A 17,236-nucleotide genomic window follows, 5' to 3' on the forward strand; every position below is an offset into this window, starting at 1 on the left:
CTAATAGTTTAAGTCTTTCAAAAGTAATTCTCTCACCAACTTTTTTAGCATTTTTTTGTCTTTTAGGTCTTTTCCTATCGTTGGTATTGGCCAGTGAATATTTGCCTGGAGCACGCCTGGGCTTCCTTTAAAAAAAGGATATGGAAAGCGTTTTTTGTTTGTAACAAAGCTAATGGGAACAATGGGTATTTGATGATCGATAGCTACTCTAAAAGCACCATCTTTAAATTCGTCAAGAATGATGTTTTCATCATCGGGAATTCCTCCTTCAGGGAATATGCAAATACTTAAGCCTGTTTGAATTCTTTTTTTAGAAGCTTCAAAAACAGAACGCCTGCTTTTTGGGTCTGAACGGTCAACTAATATGCAAGTTCGTTTATAGAAATAACCAAATATGGGCATTTTAGCTAATTCTTTTTTTCCTACAAAAACAAATGGGTTTTTTGATAAATAGAGCATCATCATAATGTCCATCATACTTGTGTGATTAGCCGCTAAAACGTAGCTTTTTCCTTTTTCAAAGTTGGACTTAAAGCTTACTTTTGGATAAAAACCCATGCCATAAATCATAGCTTTTGCCCAAATTCTAGCTAATTTGTAAAAATAAGGATACCATTTTTCTTTGGTTGTAGAAATTAGTAATAGCGGAAAGAGTAATAAAATAACAACGAGCATCCAGGTGTAAAACCAGACACGCCAAAGAAGACGTAAAAAATTGAATAAAACTTGCATAATTACTTTGGCATTTTAAAAAAGCGAATTTAATAAAATTATACTTTAGCCTTCAATGATCTACTTTCTGTTTTAAATTTGATATAAAAAAAACAACTAATTTTATTCGCCTTTGCTTAAGCTTGCTGAGATTTATAACAGGAAACCTATAAATGTATTTTAATTCACTTCCTTTATAATTTTAATGAATCAAAAATAAGTTTAATTTTGAGGTCTAAATATCGTTTACTATGGCAAGAATACTAACAGGAGTTCAAAGTACAGGAACACCGCACTTGGGAAATTTATTAGGGGCCATTATTCCCGCCATTGAAATGGCTAATCACCCCAATAATGAGTCTTTTTTGTTTATTGCAAATCTTCATTCGTTAACCCAAATAAAAGATGCTGAAGTTTTAAAAAACAATACCTTATCTACTGCTGCAGCATGGTTAGCTTTTGGTTTAGATACTTCTAAAACGGTTTTTTACAGACAAAGTGACGTGCCTCAGGTAACCGAACTTTCTTGGTATTTAAGTTGTTTTTTTCCTTACCAACGGCTCAAATTAGCGCATTCATTTAAAGATAAAGCAGACCATCTAGAAGATGTTAATGCTGGTTTATTTACCTACCCAATGTTAATGGCTGCCGATATTCTAGCTTATGATGCCGAGGTGGTTCCTGTTGGTAAAGATCAATTACAACATTTAGAAATTACTCGTGATGTAGCTAATAGGTTTCATGCAAAATACGGAGAAACCTTTGTCTTGCCTAAAGAACAAATTCAAGAAGAAAGTAAATTAATTCCTGGAACAGATGGAACTAAAATGAGTAAATCTAAAGGGAATATCATTAATATTTTTGAAACCGATAAAAAGTTGAGAAAGTCGGTCATGAAAATTGAAACCGACTCGAAAGGCCTTGAAGAACCAAAAGACCCTGAAACTTGTAATGTTTTTGCTATTTATAAATTAATGGCCACTTCTGATGAAATTAAAGACTTAGAAAGTAAATACAAGGCTGGAAACTTTGGCTACGGTCATGCAAAACAAGCCTTGTATGAGTTGATTCTTGAAAGGTTTAAAGAACCCAGAGAAAAGTATCATTACTACATGCAAAATCCTGAAATTATTGAGGATATTCTCTTAGAAGGGGCGCGTAAAGCACAACAAGTTTCTTCAAGTATTTTAAAGCGTGTACGCACTAAAATTGGTTATTAGATGCTTGAAAAAGTACAATGAATAGCTCTTAGCGTAATTTGTTATTTTTTCCAGTGATTGCCACTCATTCTTGTAGCTATTCGTAACATATCTTTTTGACTAACTAAGCCTAAAAGTTGATTGTTTTCTACCACAGGAAAACGACGTCTTTTAAGGGTCAAGAATTTGTTAGCTATATCAAAAATATTTTCGTCTGGATGAATAGTTTCTATAGCTGTACTCATTTTATGTTTAATTTTTACATCAGCCATTGGCATATTGTAATACCTAGAATCAGAAATTTGTTTAACACAATCTCCTTCAGAAATAATTCCAACTAATTTTTTTTCTTCGTTTAGTACAGGGCCACCTGAAACTTTTTTTTGAATCATTATTTCCATTGCTTCCAACAAACTCATTTCTTCATAAAACAAAATCATTGCTGTGTTCATGCAATCACGAACTCGAATTTGATCAACTTCAGTGATTATTGCTGCGCGTTTACCTTCAAAACTTTTAATACCCATAATTGACAAATTTTTAATAAAAATAGTAAAAATATATCAAATATGCTGATTTTTGTCATAAAAATTAAAAATAACTCTCCAAAGTGACTTAGGTTACTTATTTTAACTACTACTGATTTTATCTTTGCTTTTTAAAATACTAAAGAACTATGAAAAATAGAATAGTAAGAGGTGTTGCAGGTACGTTTATCTTAATTAGTTTGGTTTTAGCCATATATGTTCATCTCAATTGGTTGTGGTTTACCGCCTTTGTTGGTGCTAATTTACTTCAGTCTTCGTTAACTAAATGGTGCTTATTGGAAGACATCTTATCAAAGTTTGGAATAAAAAAATAGAAGTTAGTTATAAACATCATTATTTAAGTAACTTTAGTTACACATTAGCAGGTCTATTTTCTGTTATTTTGCAGAAAAATTATTGACTATGGAGTTTATTTATGAACCTTGGCCTTGGTATGTCTCTGGCCCACTAATTGCCCTGACTATGTTTGTTTTGCTTTTCTTAGGAAAGCAATTTGGAATGTCTTCTAATTTAAGAACCGCTTGTGCTATTGGTGGAGCAGGAAAAGTTTCAGACTTTTTTAAATTTGATTGGAAAAGTCAACGTTGGAATCTCATCTTAGTGCTTGGATCTGTGATTGGAGGTTTTATAGCTGCCAATTATCTATCTAACAATAAAGTTAAAATTAACGAAGATGTTGCATTGAAACTTAATTCTTACGGAATAGAATCTACGCAACAAGCTTATTTGCCAACTGAAATTTTTTCTACCGAAAGTTTATCAGACCCAAAAGTACTTGCCATTCTAATTGTGGGTGGTTTTCTTGTAGGTTTTGGTGCAAGGTATGCAGGCGGATGTACTTCTGGTCATGCTATTTCTGGACTTAGTAACCTGCAATTACCTTCATTAATTGCTGTGATTGGCTTTTTTATAGGTGGTTTGGTTATGATTAATTTTATTTACCCTTTAATTTTTGGATAAAAAAGAAAGATATGAAAAGTATAATATATTTAATAGTAGGTGTTTTCTTCGGAATTTTAATGTATAAATCGGAAGCTGCTTCCTGGTTTAGAATTTATGAAATGTTTGAGTTTGGAGCCTTCCACATGTATGGAATTATTGGTTCTGCCCTCTTTTTGGGAGTTATAGGAACAAGCTTAATAAAGAAATTTGACATCAAGGCTTTAGGTGGCCAAGAAATGCAATTAAAGCCTAAAGATAAAAGTATAGCAAGATATTTGGTAGGAGGAACTATATTTGGACTAGGCTGGGCCTTAGCAGGCGCTTGTCCAGGACCAATGTATGTGCTAGCTGGCTCAGGATATGTTTCTATTTTAATAGTTATTGGCGGCGCCCTACTTGGTACGTTTGTTTATGGGGTACTTAAAAATAAATTACCTCATTAAGCTTCATGGTTTTTAAGTTTAATTGTTTAAAAGCACAGCGAAAGTTGTGCTTTTTTTAGTCATTCACTGTTGAAAGCTAAGATTACTTTGTTTCTTCAGTTCATCAAAAAAACCTTCAGTTTATGCTGAAGGTTTTTCTAATTTATAATGTTGGAGGGATTACAACTCTAAGGCTTTTTTTACATCTCCATCCATAAGTAATTCTTCTGGATTTTCTAGTGCTTCTTTTACTTCTACTAAGAAACCAACCGATTCTCTACCATCAATAATTCGGTGGTCATAAGAGAGAGCTAGGTACATCATAGGTAAAATCACTACTTTACCATCAACCGCCATTGGGCGTTCAACAATATTATGCATTCCTAAAATACCACTTTGTGGTGGGTTTATAATAGGAGTTGACATCATAGAGCCAAAAACACCTCCGTTGGAAATGGTAAAAGTTCCGCCAGTCATTTCATCAACTGTAATTTTTCCATCTCTAGCGCGGGTTGCTAAGCGTTTTACTTCTTGTTCAACTCCTCTAAAACTCAGGTTTTCTGCATTTCTCATAACAGGAACCATTAAACCTTTTGGTCCAGAAACGGCAATACTTATATCTTTGTAGTCATAAGTAATCATTTCTTTACCGTCCACCATCGAGTTAACCGATGGAAACTTTTCTAAGGCACGCACCACTGCTAAAGTGAAGAATGACATAAAGCCTAAACTAACTCCGTGCTTTTCTTTAAATTCTTCTTTGTATTGCTTTCTAAGGTCAAAAATTGGCTTCATGTTAGCTTCGTTGAAAGTAGTTAGCATAGCCGTTTCGTTCTTTGCACTTACCAAACGCTCTGCAACTTTTCTTCTAAGCATAGACATTTTAGACCTTGATTCGCTTCGTTTTCCAGTGCCTGGCGATCCCATAGAAGGTTTTCCTTTGGCTTGAACGGCGTCTTCTTTGGTAATTCTGCCATCTCTACCTGTTCCTTTAACCTCTTTAGGATTGATTCCTTTTTCGTCTAAGGTCTTCTTTGCAGCAGGCGAAGGTGTTCCAGAAGCATAAGTTTCAGCCTCCTCCTTCCCTTCCGAAGGAGAGGAGTTTTTAGATTCTTCCTCTTTAGAAGACTCTTCTTGTTCTTCCCCTTTAGGGGAGTTAGAGGGGGCTTCTGGTTTTTCTGCATCAGTATCAATAAGACAAACTACTTCACCTACTTCTACCACATCGCCTTCTTCTGCTTTTAGCGTAATAATACCACTTGCTTCTGCAGGTAATTCTAAGGTTGCTTTGTCTGAATCTACTTCAGCTATTGCTTGATCTTTCTCCACGTAGTCGCCATCTTGGACTAACCATTCTGCGATTTCTACTTCGCTAATTGACTCGCCCGGTGAAGGGACTTTCATTTCTAAAGCCATAATCTATGAATTTCTAAATCTTTTATTTTTTATCTTTTTTATAATCTATAACGCAGTTATTTTTAGACTTGTCAAACACATAGTCAATAACTTCATTGTGTCGTTTCTCAAAACGCGCTGAACTTCCTGCCGCCGGAGAGCCGTAAAATCTTCTACTACAAACCCTAAAGTCGGCTACCTCTGGAAACTGAATCAACAAATGAGAGTAAGCTCCCATATTTCTTGGTTCTTCCTGTGCCCAGACAAATTCTTCTGCGTTTTTATATTTCTTCATCAGCTTTTTCATTTCCTCTTTCGGAATAGGAAAAAGTTGTTCTAACCTAACAAGAGCTAGGTCTTTTCGGTCTTCTTCTTCTTTTCGTTTAAGTAAATCGTAATAAAATTTACCCATACAGAACACCACCGATTTTACCTCTTTTACTTTCGCTTTTGGATCGTCAATTAGCATTTGGAAACCTCCGTTAGCCAATTCTTCCTTAGTTGAAGTTACCTTTGGATGACGCAATAAGCTTTTTGGAGTAAATACAACTAATGGTTTTCTAAAGTTGATTTTTAGTTGTCTTCTTAATAAGTGGAATAAATTGGCTGGTGTAGTACAGTTGGCAACAAACATATTGTCTTTGGCACAGAGTTGTAAATACCTTTCCATTCTTGCTGAAGAGTGTTCAGAACCTTGGCCTTCATAGCCGTGCGGCAACAATAACACCAAACCATTTTGAGTTTTCCATTTGTCTTCAGCTGAAGAAATATATTGGTCAATCATGATTTGGGCTCCGTTAGAGAAATCGCCAAATTGCGCTTCCCAAATACTTAGTGTTTTTGGGCTTGCCATGGCGTAACCATAATCAAAACCAACCACTGCATATTCTGAAAGTAAGGAGTTGTATATATAAAACTTCGCTTCTTCGTTTATTTGATTATGAGGTACAATTTCTTCCTCACTGTCCTCCACTTTAATTACGGCATGTCTGTGTGAAAACGTTCCTCGCTCAACATCTTGCCCTGTAATTCTAACATCGTGCCCTTCTTTTAGCAAGGTAGCGTAAGCTAGTAATTCGCCCATGGCCCAATCTAGCTCATTTTTTTCAAAGAACATTTTGTTTCTATTCTCAAACAAACGCGCTGTTTTGCGCATTATTTTTTTATCCTCTGGAAGTTTGGTTATCAGTTTGGCTAATTTAGTAAGTTCGTCTAAATCAAATTTAGTATTTACATCGGCCATCATATCTTCGCGATCGCCATAGCTAAAGTCATTCCATTCTTCTTGTAAAATGGGAATTACTTGAGCTTTTTCTTCCTGCTTAGCTTTATCAAATTCCTCTTCTAATTTAGATTTATAGTTGCTTTCTAATTGTTGAACAAAATCATCGTCAACAATACCTTCTTTTTTCAGTTGTTCAACGTAAATATCTCTAGGATTATCATGTTTAGAAATGGCTTTGTATAATTTAGGTTGAGTAAATCTTGGTTCATCCCCTTCGTTATGTCCATATTTTCGATAACCTAACAAGTCAATAAATACATCTTTACCAAATTTCATTCGGTATTCTAATGCAAAATTCATGGCGTGAACCACAGCTTCAACATCATCGGCATTGACATGAAGTACGGGAGATAAAGTTACTTTACCTACATCGGTACAATAGGTGGAAGAACGTCCGTCAATATAATTGGTTGTAAAACCAATTTGATTATTGACCACAATGTGAATGGTTCCTTGTGTTTTGTATCCATCTAATTGAGCCATTTGAACAATTTCATAGGCAATACCTTGTCCTGAAATTGCGGCATCTCCATGAACAACAATGGGAAGTACATTTTGCTCTTCGCCTAAATGATGATCGTCTTGTTTAGCTCTAGCCAAACCTTGAACAACGGCACCAACAGTTTCTAAGTGAGATGGGTTAGGTGCTATATTTAAATTGATTTTCTTGCCAGAATCGGTTTCTCTTTCAGAGGTCCATCCTAGGTGATATTTTACATCACCATCAAAACCTTCCATTTCATAATCTTTTCCGGCAAATTCATTAAAGATGCTTTTAGGATCTTTGCCAAAGATATTGGCTAAGGTGTTTAAACGACCACGGTGGGCCATTCCCATCACAAATTCTTTAACTCCTTTGTTGGCAGCACCTTCAATTAAAGCGTCTAAGGCAGGGATTAAACTTTCGTTTCCTTCTAAAGAAAAACGCTTTTGTCCCACGTAACTTTTGTGTAAGAAAGATTCAAAAGTAACCGCTTCATTTAGTTTTCTTAAAATGTTTTTCTTTTCATCTTTAGAAAAATTAGGTTGATTTTGGTTGTGGTATATTTTATCTTGAATCCATTTTACTTCCTCAGGTTTTCTGATATAGGCAAATTCAACACCAATAGAATCACAGAATACGTTTTCAAGGAATTCGATGATTTTTTTGAGCGATGCTTTGCCAATGCCAATTAATTCACCAGCTTCAAATTCGGTAGTTAGGTCTGAAGACGAAAGTCCAAAATTCTCTATAGCTAATTTTGGTTGGTATTGTCTTCGCTCACGAACGGGATTAGTTTTAGTGAACAAGTGACCACGGTGGCGATAGCCATCAATTAAATTAATTACCTGAAATTCTTTTTGTACATTATCAGGAACTTCTACTGTTTTGGTTTTATTGGTTTCTGTGTCTCTTACAACTACTTCTTCTACAAATCCATTTTCTTGCATGCCTAAATCAAAACCTTGGAAAAAGGCTCTCCAGCTTGGCTCAATACTATCTGGGTTTTGTAAATATTGGTCGTATAAATGAGAAAGGTGCGAAGGATGCACTGCATTTAGAAATGAAAATTGGTCCATATAAGGAATTACTATTTCTGTTTTATATGAAGCAAATTTACAACATTAGATTCATCTAACAACAACACTTTAACAAATATTGAAAGCTAGGTTTGTTTTTCTTAAAATGATAAAATAAGCCCTGTTTTTTTGCTGAAATTGAATTTAAAATCGCTAGAATTATCAAGTTTTAATTATTTACTCTACTAATTGCTGTGTTTTAGATTGCTAAACAGGCACAACTATAAGCTTTGAGTAGAAGACTTATTGATTGCACCTTTAATGGATATATTTAACCAAATGTTCAATTTTCTTTTTTCTTATCTCTCTGCTTCGGCCATCATTTTCTCTGCTTTTTCTACCATTTTGGTACTTCCGCAGAAAAAAGGAACTCGTTCGTGAAGTTCGCTGGGTTTGATGTCTAATATCCGATGAAAACCATTACTGGCTTTACCCCCTGCTTGTTCTGCTAGAAAAGCCATTGGATTACATTCGTAAAGCAAGCGTAATTTACCGTTGTTTGCCTTAGAGCTTTTTGGATAAATATAGATTCCTCCTTTAATTAAGTTTCTGTGGAAATCTGAAACCAAAGAGCCAATGTAACGGGCGGTGTAAGGTGTTTTTCCGTTTTCTTCGTCTTCTAATTGACAGTATTTAATATAATCTTTTACTCCTTGAGGAAAATGTACATAATTCCCTTCATTGATGGAATAAATTTGTCCTTCCTCAGGGATTTTCATGTTCGGATGACTTAAATAATACGTACCAATAGCCGGGTTTAATGTAAAACCGTTTACCCCATGTCCTGTTGAATAAACCAACATAGTTGAAGTGCCGTAAATAATGTAACCGGCGGCTACTTGTTGATTCCCTGGCTGAAGAAAATCTTCCATTTCTACTGGCTGACCAATAGGCGTAACCCGTCTGTAGATGGAAAAGATGGTTCCAACGGAAACGTTTACATCAATGTTTGAACTTCCATCTAAGGGGTCCATTAAAACCACGTATTTGTTGTTATGTTTTTCGTTATGCCCTTGAATGGTGATGTAATTATCGTTTTCTTCTGAAGCAATTCCACAAACAATTTCGCGGTTAATGAGGGTTTGAATGAATTTTTCATTGGCATAGACATCTAGTTTTTTTTGATCTTCGCCTTGTACGTTTGTTTCCCCAACTTCGCCAACAATATCAACTAAACCGGCTTTGTTTACCTCGTGGTTTACTACTTTAGCAGCCAAGCGAATAGAGTTGATTAATCGTGATAATTCTCCTGATGAATATTTAAAAGATTCTTGATGCCCAATAATAAACTCACCTAAGGTTTGATTGGTTTTTGTCATAATTGCTATATCGTTGTAGTTGATAGCGCAAAAATACAAAAGAAATCTTAAGAGGCAAGTTTTTCTGAATGCAGTTCTTATCTAAATTCAGTTTTATTTTACCCCTTTAAAAATTTAGGCATTGAGGCCATTTGAAACATTGTTCCAGTCTTTAAAACTGAAGCAACAAAGATTAAGAGGTTGAAGCTACTAGCTTTAATATATACATGTAAATAGGAAACCCAAGGCTAATATTAATAGGAAAAGTAATGGCTAAAGCCATAGGTAAATAGATGCCGGGATTCGATTTAGGGGCAACTACGCGCATGGCGGCAGGAACCGCAATATAGGATGCACTTGCTGCTAAAATGCTAAGTAAAAATCGATCGCCTAAGCTATCAATAAAAAAGGAACTTATTAGCGCGGTTAAAGTACCGTTTACAAATGGTAAACCAATAGCTAAATACAAATTTGAAAATCCAGTTTTGAAGAAATCTGAAAGTTTTCTCCCGCTTTGTATGCCCATATCTAATAAAAAAACAGCTAAAAAGCCTTTAAAGATATCTGTAGTAAATGGCTCAATACCTCTTGCATGTTCTTCGCTAGCAAGAAAACCTATAACTAAACTACCTAAAATAAGTAAGACACTACTGTTGGTTAAAGCATGGTGAAGTACTTGTTTAGTTTTTACTGTTGTACTTTCTACTGAATACTGCTTAATTAAAAACATTCCTACAATTATTGCTGGCGCTTCCATAAAAGCCATCGTTGCTACCATATGACCTCCAAATGAAATATCTAAAATTTCTAAGTAGCTTACTGCAGTGACAAAAGTTACCGCACTAATAGATCCGTAGGCGGCAGCAACAGCTCCAGCATTTTCAGTACCAAGTCGCTTTTTTACCAAGAAAAAAACATACAAAGGAACAATAGCCGAAAGCAGAATACCAAAAATGATAGCTCCGCTAACCTGAAAGTTAAAATCGCTATGAGCCAATTCTTGCCCCCCTTTAAATCCGATAGCAAATAATAAGTAAAGTGAAATAAACTTCGACGAACTATCTGGTATAGCTAAATCGCTTTTTAATTTAACGGCTAAAATTCCTAATATAAAAAATAAAAGGGCGGGGTTGGTAATGTTGTCAATAAGTAAATTTAGATTCATAATGTATGTTTAATTGTAAGCGTTTATATAAATTTATTTTTCTTTCATTATTGCCTCTGTTAAGACAGCAAACAGCTCACTGTATGTGTTTTACAGAGAGCTGTTATTTTATTCAGGTGGTTTTGCTTAGTCACCTTCTTATTGTCCTTGTCCTAATGAAAAGCCTCTTTTTCCTTCAAACGTATATAAGTTTTCTGTTTTTATGACGTCTATAGTATGATTGTTTAGTTGCCTGAGTAGTTCGATAATTTCTTCACGATTTACCACAGCTTCATTGTCTTTCATAAATCTACAGCGCCAATGTTGCGTACAAAAAGTTTCTTCAAAACCTTGAGGCCAAACTTTTACCCCTCGGTTAGTAATCATCACTAACTTTAGTTGATTTTCTGCCTTTTTTAATAATTCTGCCATTTTATTTGGATTCACATCAGCATCAGTAAAAACATCTATTCCTACAAGTTCTTTCTTTTTTGGTGCTACTTGACTAGCCTTTGGAACGTCAAAACTTGTGTTTTTACTGTAATTTACAATAGGTAAAAACGCAGGAACTTTTCCTAAGTTTTCAATAATGGCTTCGGCAAACTCTTTAGTGCCTAATTTTTCTTTACTTGTTCCAGCTTTGTATATATCGGCGGTATGTTTTCCTTCTTCAATAGTTTTGGACCATGCATTATGTATTTGCTCTGCAGCCTTTCCTTCTCCAATATGTTTAAGCATCAAAATAGCACCTTGCAGCAAACCTGTTGGGTTGGCCATGTTTTGTCCAGCAATATCTGGAGCCGACCCATGAATAGCTTCAAACATAGCGCAGTTTTCTCCAATATTAGAAGATCCTGCTAAACCAACAGACCCTGTAATTTGCGCAGCAATATCTGAGATAATGTCACCATATAAATTAGGCATCACTATTACATCAAAATCTTCGGGTGTTTCAGCTACTTTTGCTGCACCAATATCAACAATCCAGTGTTCGCTTTTTAGGCTAGGGTACTCTTTTGCTATCTCAGTAAACATTTGATGAAACAAACCATCGGTCTGTTTCATAATATTATCTTTGGTAAAGCAAGTTACTTTTTTCCTGTTATTAGCTTTGGCGTATTCAAATGCGTAGCGAATAATTTTCTCGCAACCCGGAACAGAAATGAGTTTTAAGCATTGAACAACATCATTGGTTTGTTGATGCTCTATACCTGCATAAAGGTCTTCTTCGTTCTCACGAACAATCACAAGGTCCATGATGGGATGCTTTGTCTCAACATAAGGATGTAAGCTTTTGCAAGGCCGAATATTAGCATATAAACCAAGAGTTTTTCTTAAAGTTACGTTTAAGCTTTTGTATCCTTTTCCTTGTGGCGTAGTAATAGGCGCCTTTAAAAGCACCTTATTCTTTCTAATACACTTCCAAGCTGCTGGCGAAATACCCGAAGTAAAGCCAGCTAAGTAAGCCTCTTTGCCCACTTCAATTTCCTCAAATTTTAATTGAACCCCAGAAGCTTTTAAGATTTGTAAAGTAGCTTCCATAATTTCAGGACCAATTCCGTCTCCTTTTGCAATAGTTATGGTTTTCATTTTTTTAATTTTTTTGCAAATATGTAATAAAAATTACATAAGTTTTTATTTATATTTGTTATACAACACATAAACAAAATTATATATGAATATAACCTTTAATCAGATTAGAGTGTTTACTACGGTAGTAGAGTGTAGTAGTATTACTAAGGCTTCAGAGAAACTTTATCTTTCACAACCGGCTGTTTCAATACAGTTGAGAAATTTTCAAGATCAATTTGAGATTCCTATTTATGAAATCATCAACAAAAAATTTAATCCGACTCCCTTTGGTTTAGAGATTTACGAATCATCGAAGGAAATTTTAAATCAAATTGAATTAATACAGCAAAAAAGTGCGGCCTTTTCAGGTTTGTTAAAAGGGCATCTTAAAATTTCTTCAGTTTCTACGGCCAAGTATGTCATTCCTTTTTTTGTGAGCCCCTTTGTAAAAAAACATTCAACGATCGATTTAGAAATTGAGGTGACCAATAAAAACAGTGTGGTTAAATCTTTAGAGCAAAATAAATCAGATTTTGCCATAGTTTCAACATTACCTAAAACCCTTGCCCTTGAAAAAATTGAACTTATGGATAACGAGCTTTTTTTAATTGCTCATAATGAAGTTAAAGAACGTGGTGCATCAGTGTTTAAACACCATCCTTTAATATTTCGGGAATTAGGCTCAGCCACCCGAACGGCGATGGAGAATTACCTTAAAAAGCAGCATATACTAGTCCAAACGAAGTACGAACTTTCTTCTAATGAAGCGGTAAAACAGGCTGTATTAGCCAATCTTGGAAGTAGTATAATGCCATTAATAGGAATTAAAGACGATTTAGCCAAACAGCGGTTAAAAGTAATCCCACAAAAAGGACTTCCTATAAAATCGAAATGGTATGTAATTTGGCGAAGTGATAAAAAGTTAAGTCCAGTATCAAGTGCCTTTATTCGCTTCTTGAATGAGGAAAAAGAGCCCATCATCAAAAAACACTTTACAGCCTGATAATTTTTCAGAATGAAGTTATTAAAATCAAAACAAACAGGTAAAAAATTGGCAAAGCTTCGACCCAAAAAGAAGCGAAATACTTTTTTTGATGAACCTTGCTAAAGAGAATTAGCAACAATAGACTAAGCGCTACTAACAAATAAACACTAAAATGAGTACTATCAAGAAGAATAAAATTGATACCACTGCCTATTAATAAAAGTAATCCCCCTAAAATTTTAGTCTTTGTAATACCTAGCACTTGAGGCAATGTTTTTATTCCTATTTGATCAAAGCGTATATCCCTAATTTCAAAGGGAATCATTAAGCAGCAAACTGTTAAAAATCGTTGACCTGCATACCAATGTGTGGTGGAAGTTAGCTCAGTATAAGTTTCAATTACAGGAAGATATACACTTACTCCAGCCCAAACCAATGCGATAACAAACACCTTCAAAAACGGAATCGACCTTAAATTTCTTGCTTTTAAAAATACAGGAACTGCATAAAAAAAATTTAGTAAGCCTAAGGGAAGAAGCACTAACCACGCTAAAGCACTTAATTGCCATCCAAAATACAGCATTAATAAAAAGGAAATGAAAGAAAAAATCTGAATTAATCGCAGGTTAGAAGTCAAGCTAATATGGTATAACTTGGCAATTCCTGCATATTTCACAAAATTATAGCCGGTAATGCTTGCAAAAAAAATAAAATACACCAAATAATCAGGTAATTCAAGCGCAAGTTCAATAGCAGATACATAGGTCAAAGCCACCACAGCTAGTGCAACGTGAATACTCGAATTAATATAGACGGAAATTAGTTCTCTAAACTTACGCATTCTTTTTCTTTGAAAATGCAATTCTATATAAAACATTCAAAAACAAAGCTTAATAATTTAATATTTAACAAGTCTATGTACTTTAAAAAAGTATTTTTGCAAAAAATTCAATTGAAGGATATGAACACTGAGTTATTTGCACTACGACACATAGGCCCAAGAAAAGAAGAATTAGCAGCAATGTTTAATTCAATTGGGGTGGAAAACATGGGACAACTAATGTTTGAAACCATTCCTGATGAAATAAAATTAGAACGCCCATTAAACCTTCCTCCAGCTTTAAGTGAGTATGAATTCGCACAACACATCAACACACTTGCAGAAAAAAATAAGCTTTTTAAATCCTACATAGGTTTGGGTTACCACGAAGCGGTATTGCCTGCTGTAATTCAACGTAATGTCTTAGAAAACCCAGGCTGGTACACAGCTTACACGCCTTACCAAGCTGAAATTGCTCAAGGAAGACTAGAAGCGCTTATCAATTTCCAAACCATGGTGAGCGATTTAACCGGAATGGAACTGGCTAATGCCTCACTTTTAGACGAAGCTACGGCCGCCGCTGAAGCCATGAGTTTACTTTTTGCTGTGCGAAGCAGAACAAAGAAAAAAAGCAAAGCCAATAAGTTTTTTGTCTCTGAAGAAGTGATGCCTCAAACCTTAGCTTTATTAGAAACAAGAGCTACACCAATTGAAGTAGAACTTGTAGTTGGCAAGCATGAAGATTTCGATTTTTCTGAAGCTTTCTTTGGCGCATTGGTTCAGTACCCTGGCAAAACAGGAAAAGTTTACGATTACGAAGCCTTCACTAAAAAAGCCATTGAAAACGATATTAAAGTCGCCGTTGCTGCCGATATTTTAAGCTTAGTTAAGCTAGAAGCTCCTGGAAATTGGGGAGTTGATGTTGTGGTAGGAACCACACAGCGTTTCGGGATTCCATTAGGTTATGGAGGTCCTCATGCTGCTTATTTTGCCACAAAAGAAGCTTACAAAAGAAACATTCCCGGTAGAATTATTGGTGTAACCAAAGATGTTGATGGAAACCCTTCTATGCGTATGGCGCTCCAAACAAGAGAGCAACACATTAAACGAGATAAAGCTACTTCTAACATCTGTACAGCTCAGGTTTTATTGGCTGTAATGGCCGGATTTTACGGAGTTTATCACGGACCAAAAGGCTTAACTTATATTGCTAATCAAGTACATCGCAAAGCCGTTCAATTGACTGAAGCCCTAGAAAAACTAGGTCTTTATCAAGAAAATGAATTGTATTTTGATACCCTTTCCATAAAAACCAATGCCCAAAAAATAGAGGCTATTGCGCTTAAAAACGAAATTAATTTCTATTACCCTGCTGAAGATAGCGTTGTTATTTCAATAAATGAGGCTACTTCTATGGAAGATTTAAATAAAATAGTTCATGTATTTGCTGAAGCTATTGGTAAAGAAAAAGTTTCTCTTGGCAATTTAGACCAAGACCTTATTGAAGCTTCAGCTTTAAACAGAAAAACTTCTTTTATGACGCAGGAGGTGTTTAATAGTTTCCATTCAGAAACTTCTTTAATGCGTTACATCAAGCGTTTAGAAAGAAAAGATTTAGCCTTAAATCACTCTATGATTTCCTTGGGCTCTTGTACCATGAAACTGAATGCCGCTTCAGAAATGTTGCCGTTAAGCAATCCCAAATGGGGAAATATTCACCCATTTGCTCCAGTAAATCAAGCGGAAGGATACCATGAAATGCTTGAAAAACTAGAAGATTATTTAACTGAAATCACGGGTTTTTCGGCTACTTCTTTACAACCAAATTCTGGGGCGCAAGGAGAGTTTGCTGGATTAATGGTAATTCGAGCTTATCATTTAGCCAACGGAGATGCGCATAGAAAAATTTGCTTAGTCCCTTCTTCTGCACACGGAACAAACCCAGCTAGTGCCGTAATGGCAGGAATGAAAGTGGTAGTGGTTAAAGCTACTGAAGAAGGAAATATTGATATAGAAGATTTAAAAGAGAAAGCTGAAAAATACAGTGAGAATTTAGCCGCTTTAATGGTTACTTACCCATCAACTCACGGTGTTTTTGAATCTTCTATTCGAGAAATTACAAGAACAATCCACGAACATGGCGGACAAGTTTATATGGACGGAGCTAATATGAATGCCCAGGTAGGTTTAACAAGCCCTGGAAGAATTGGCGCAGATGTTTGTCATTTAAATTTACACAAAACCTTTGCCATTCCTCACGGTGGCGGAGGGCCTGGCGTAGGTCCTATTTGTGTCGCTAAACAATTGGTGCCATTTTTACCTTCTAATCCTATGATTAAAACCGGTGGAGAAAATGCTATTTCAGCAATTTCAGCAGCACCTTGGGGTTCCTCTTTAGTTTGTTTAATTTCTTATGCCTACATTAGAATGTTAGGCGAAGAAGGTTTAACATCCTCTACCGAACATGCTATTTTAAATGCCAATTACATTAAATCTAGGTTAAGCGATTTCTACCCAACATTATATTCTGGTGAACGCGGTAGAGCAGCCCATGAAATGATTATTGATTGTAGAGCCTTTAAGGAAAAAGGAATTGAAGTTAAAGATATTGCAAAGCGATTAATTGATTATGGCTTCCATTCACCAACCGTATCTTTTCCTGTGGCAGGAACCATGATGATTGAACCTACAGAAAGTGAAGGAAAAGCAGAATTAGATCGTTTTTGTGATGCCATGATTGCTATCAGAAAAGAAATTGAAGAATGTGATAAATCTGAACCAAACAATGTTTTAGTTAACGCACCACATACTTTGGCAATGCTTACTACCGATGAATGGAATTTACCTTATTCAAGACAAAAGGCAGCTTTTCCGCTTCCATTTGTTTCTGCTAATAAGTTTTGGCCATCTACAAGAAGAGTTGATGAAGCTTATGGTGATCGAAATTTAATGTGTTCTTGTGAACCTTTAGAAAGCTATATGACTGAAACTGAAAACTAAATTTAGTTCAGTTTTAAATAAAATAGAACGCTACTTTTTTCAATCCTTGAAATGAAGTAGCGTTTTTTTATTTGAAATCAGAATCTTGCGTTAGCGATAGCAGTGGAAATCCCGGACTTTTGAAAGTATTATTTTTTTTAGATTGACAAAGCGACCGGCAGGAAGCTCTTGCTCAATCTTTTAAAAAATGACTTGAGAAAGGAGGAATTGCAACGGATAGCGCGATTTATACCAATTTAACTATTAAATATCGTTAAGAGAGCGAAATTGCTTTTTTCATATATAACGCTGTGAATAATTTGCATCCCGTACGTACGGGACGGAAATTGTGAACAAGGAAATATATGGAAAAATG

14 protein-coding genes are annotated in these 17,236 nt (G+C 35.3%); 6 read left to right on the forward strand and 8 right to left on the reverse strand.

From position 1 onward, the window contains the following. Positions 1-732 carry a lysophospholipid acyltransferase family protein gene (locus G7034_RS04125; RefSeq protein WP_166399702.1) on the reverse strand — a complete coding sequence of 244 codons (732 nt, stop codon included), beginning with the start codon at positions 730-732 and terminating at the stop codon, positions 1-3. 230 nt (positions 733-962) lie between these two features. Between G7034_RS04125 and trpS the strand changes: the two genes are divergently transcribed. Then, positions 963-1,931 carry a tryptophan--tRNA ligase gene (gene trpS, locus G7034_RS04130; protein ID WP_166399703.1) on the forward strand — a complete coding sequence of 323 codons (969 nt, stop codon included), beginning with the start codon at positions 963-965 and terminating at the stop codon, positions 1,929-1,931. A gap of 41 nt (positions 1,932-1,972) precedes the next feature. Here trpS and G7034_RS04135 read toward each other — a convergent pair whose 3' ends face one another. Further along, complete coding sequence (locus G7034_RS04135; RefSeq protein ID WP_166399704.1) at positions 1,973-2,437, reverse strand: CBS domain-containing protein; 465 nt, start codon at positions 2,435-2,437, stop codon at positions 1,973-1,975. Between the two features lie 149 nt (positions 2,438-2,586). On the opposite strand from G7034_RS04135, the gene G7034_RS04140 reads away from it, so the two are divergent. From G7034_RS04140 to G7034_RS04150, 3 genes are all read left to right on the forward strand, one after another. Further along, positions 2,587-2,772 carry a YgaP family membrane protein gene (locus G7034_RS04140; RefSeq protein ID WP_166399705.1) on the forward strand — a complete coding sequence of 62 codons (186 nt, stop codon included), beginning with the start codon at positions 2,587-2,589 and terminating at the stop codon, positions 2,770-2,772. An 88-nt stretch (positions 2,773-2,860) separates the two neighbouring features. Then, a complete protein-coding gene (locus G7034_RS04145) occupies positions 2,861-3,418 on the forward strand; it encodes a YeeE/YedE family protein (protein ID WP_166399706.1) in 558 nt (185 codons plus the stop codon). A gap of 11 nt (positions 3,419-3,429) precedes the next feature. Then, the gene (locus G7034_RS04150) at positions 3,430-3,843 is read left to right on the forward strand and encodes a DUF6691 family protein (protein WP_166399707.1); all 414 of its coding nucleotides are present in this window, start codon (positions 3,430-3,432) and stop codon (positions 3,841-3,843) included. A gap of 159 nt (positions 3,844-4,002) precedes the next feature. Here G7034_RS04150 and odhB read toward each other — a convergent pair whose 3' ends face one another. The 5 genes from odhB to G7034_RS04175 form a co-directional block, all read right to left on the reverse strand. Then, the gene (gene odhB / locus G7034_RS04155) at positions 4,003-5,238 is read right to left on the reverse strand and encodes a 2-oxoglutarate dehydrogenase complex dihydrolipoyllysine-residue succinyltransferase (RefSeq protein ID WP_166399708.1); all 1,236 of its coding nucleotides are present in this window, start codon (positions 5,236-5,238) and stop codon (positions 4,003-4,005) included. Between the two features lie 22 nt (positions 5,239-5,260). Then, positions 5,261-8,062, reverse strand: a complete 2,802-nt coding sequence (locus tag G7034_RS04160; protein WP_166399709.1) for a 2-oxoglutarate dehydrogenase E1 component — start codon at positions 8,060-8,062, stop codon at positions 5,261-5,263. 299 nt (positions 8,063-8,361) lie between these two features. After that, the gene (gene fbp / locus G7034_RS04165; RefSeq protein WP_166399710.1) at positions 8,362-9,381 is read right to left on the reverse strand and encodes a class 1 fructose-bisphosphatase; all 1,020 of its coding nucleotides are present in this window, start codon (positions 9,379-9,381) and stop codon (positions 8,362-8,364) included. A 172-nt stretch (positions 9,382-9,553) separates the two neighbouring features. Continuing rightward, entirely contained in the window at positions 9,554-10,525 is a 972-nt protein-coding gene (locus G7034_RS04170) for a sodium-dependent bicarbonate transport family permease (protein WP_166399711.1), read from the reverse strand. 138 nt (positions 10,526-10,663) lie between these two features. After that, a complete protein-coding gene (locus G7034_RS04175; RefSeq protein WP_166399712.1) occupies positions 10,664-12,094 on the reverse strand; it encodes an NADP-dependent isocitrate dehydrogenase in 1,431 nt (476 codons plus the stop codon). A gap of 85 nt (positions 12,095-12,179) precedes the next feature. On the opposite strand from G7034_RS04175, the gene G7034_RS04180 reads away from it, so the two are divergent. Next, the gene (locus G7034_RS04180) at positions 12,180-13,079 is read left to right on the forward strand and encodes a LysR family transcriptional regulator (RefSeq protein WP_166399713.1); all 900 of its coding nucleotides are present in this window, start codon (positions 12,180-12,182) and stop codon (positions 13,077-13,079) included. Between the two features lie 7 nt (positions 13,080-13,086). Here the strand turns inward: G7034_RS04180 and G7034_RS04185 are convergent, their stop codons facing one another. Further along, entirely contained in the window at positions 13,087-13,902 is an 816-nt protein-coding gene (locus G7034_RS04185; RefSeq protein WP_166399714.1) for a UbiA prenyltransferase family protein, read from the reverse strand. A 120-nt stretch (positions 13,903-14,022) separates the two neighbouring features. Between G7034_RS04185 and gcvP the strand changes: the two genes are divergently transcribed. Continuing rightward, positions 14,023-16,881 (forward strand): aminomethyl-transferring glycine dehydrogenase, encoded by a 2,859-nt coding sequence (gene gcvP / locus G7034_RS04190; RefSeq protein ID WP_166399715.1) that lies wholly within the window; start codon positions 14,023-14,025, stop codon positions 16,879-16,881. Positions 16,882-17,236: the final 355 nt, after the last annotated feature.

Origin of the sequence: Psychroflexus maritimus, assembly GCF_011089875.1 — a bacterium.
Lineage (GTDB): Bacteria > Bacteroidota > Bacteroidia > Flavobacteriales > Flavobacteriaceae > Psychroflexus > Psychroflexus maritimus.

Bases quoted from the DNA above. Each gene is read 5' to 3' on its own strand.
- G7034_RS04125 (WP_166399702.1), bottom strand. From the start codon at position 732: ATGCAAGTTTTATTCAATTTTTTACGTCTTCTTTGGCGTGTCTGGTTT.
- trpS (WP_166399703.1), top strand. From the start codon at position 963: ATGGCAAGAATACTAACAGGAGTTCAAAGTACAGGAACACCGCACTTG.
- G7034_RS04135 (WP_166399704.1), bottom strand. From the start codon at position 2,437: ATGGGTATTAAAAGTTTTGAAGGTAAACGCGCAGCAATAATCACTGAA.
- G7034_RS04140 (WP_166399705.1), top strand. From the start codon at position 2,587: ATGAAAAATAGAATAGTAAGAGGTGTTGCAGGTACGTTTATCTTAATT.
- G7034_RS04145 (WP_166399706.1), top strand. From the start codon at position 2,861: ATGGAGTTTATTTATGAACCTTGGCCTTGGTATGTCTCTGGCCCACTA.
- G7034_RS04150 (WP_166399707.1), top strand. From the start codon at position 3,430: ATGAAAAGTATAATATATTTAATAGTAGGTGTTTTCTTCGGAATTTTA.
- odhB (WP_166399708.1), bottom strand. From the start codon at position 5,238: ATGGCTTTAGAAATGAAAGTCCCTTCACCGGGCGAGTCAATTAGCGAA.
- G7034_RS04160 (WP_166399709.1), bottom strand. From the start codon at position 8,062: ATGGACCAATTTTCATTTCTAAATGCAGTGCATCCTTCGCACCTTTCT.
- fbp (WP_166399710.1), bottom strand. From the start codon at position 9,381: ATGACAAAAACCAATCAAACCTTAGGTGAGTTTATTATTGGGCATCAA.
- G7034_RS04170 (WP_166399711.1), bottom strand. From the start codon at position 10,525: ATGAATCTAAATTTACTTATTGACAACATTACCAACCCCGCCCTTTTA.
- G7034_RS04175 (WP_166399712.1), bottom strand. From the start codon at position 12,094: ATGAAAACCATAACTATTGCAAAAGGAGACGGAATTGGTCCTGAAATT.
- G7034_RS04180 (WP_166399713.1), top strand. From the start codon at position 12,180: ATGAATATAACCTTTAATCAGATTAGAGTGTTTACTACGGTAGTAGAG.
- G7034_RS04185 (WP_166399714.1), bottom strand. From the start codon at position 13,902: ATGCGTAAGTTTAGAGAACTAATTTCCGTCTATATTAATTCGAGTATT.
- gcvP (WP_166399715.1), top strand. From the start codon at position 14,023: ATGAACACTGAGTTATTTGCACTACGACACATAGGCCCAAGAAAAGAA.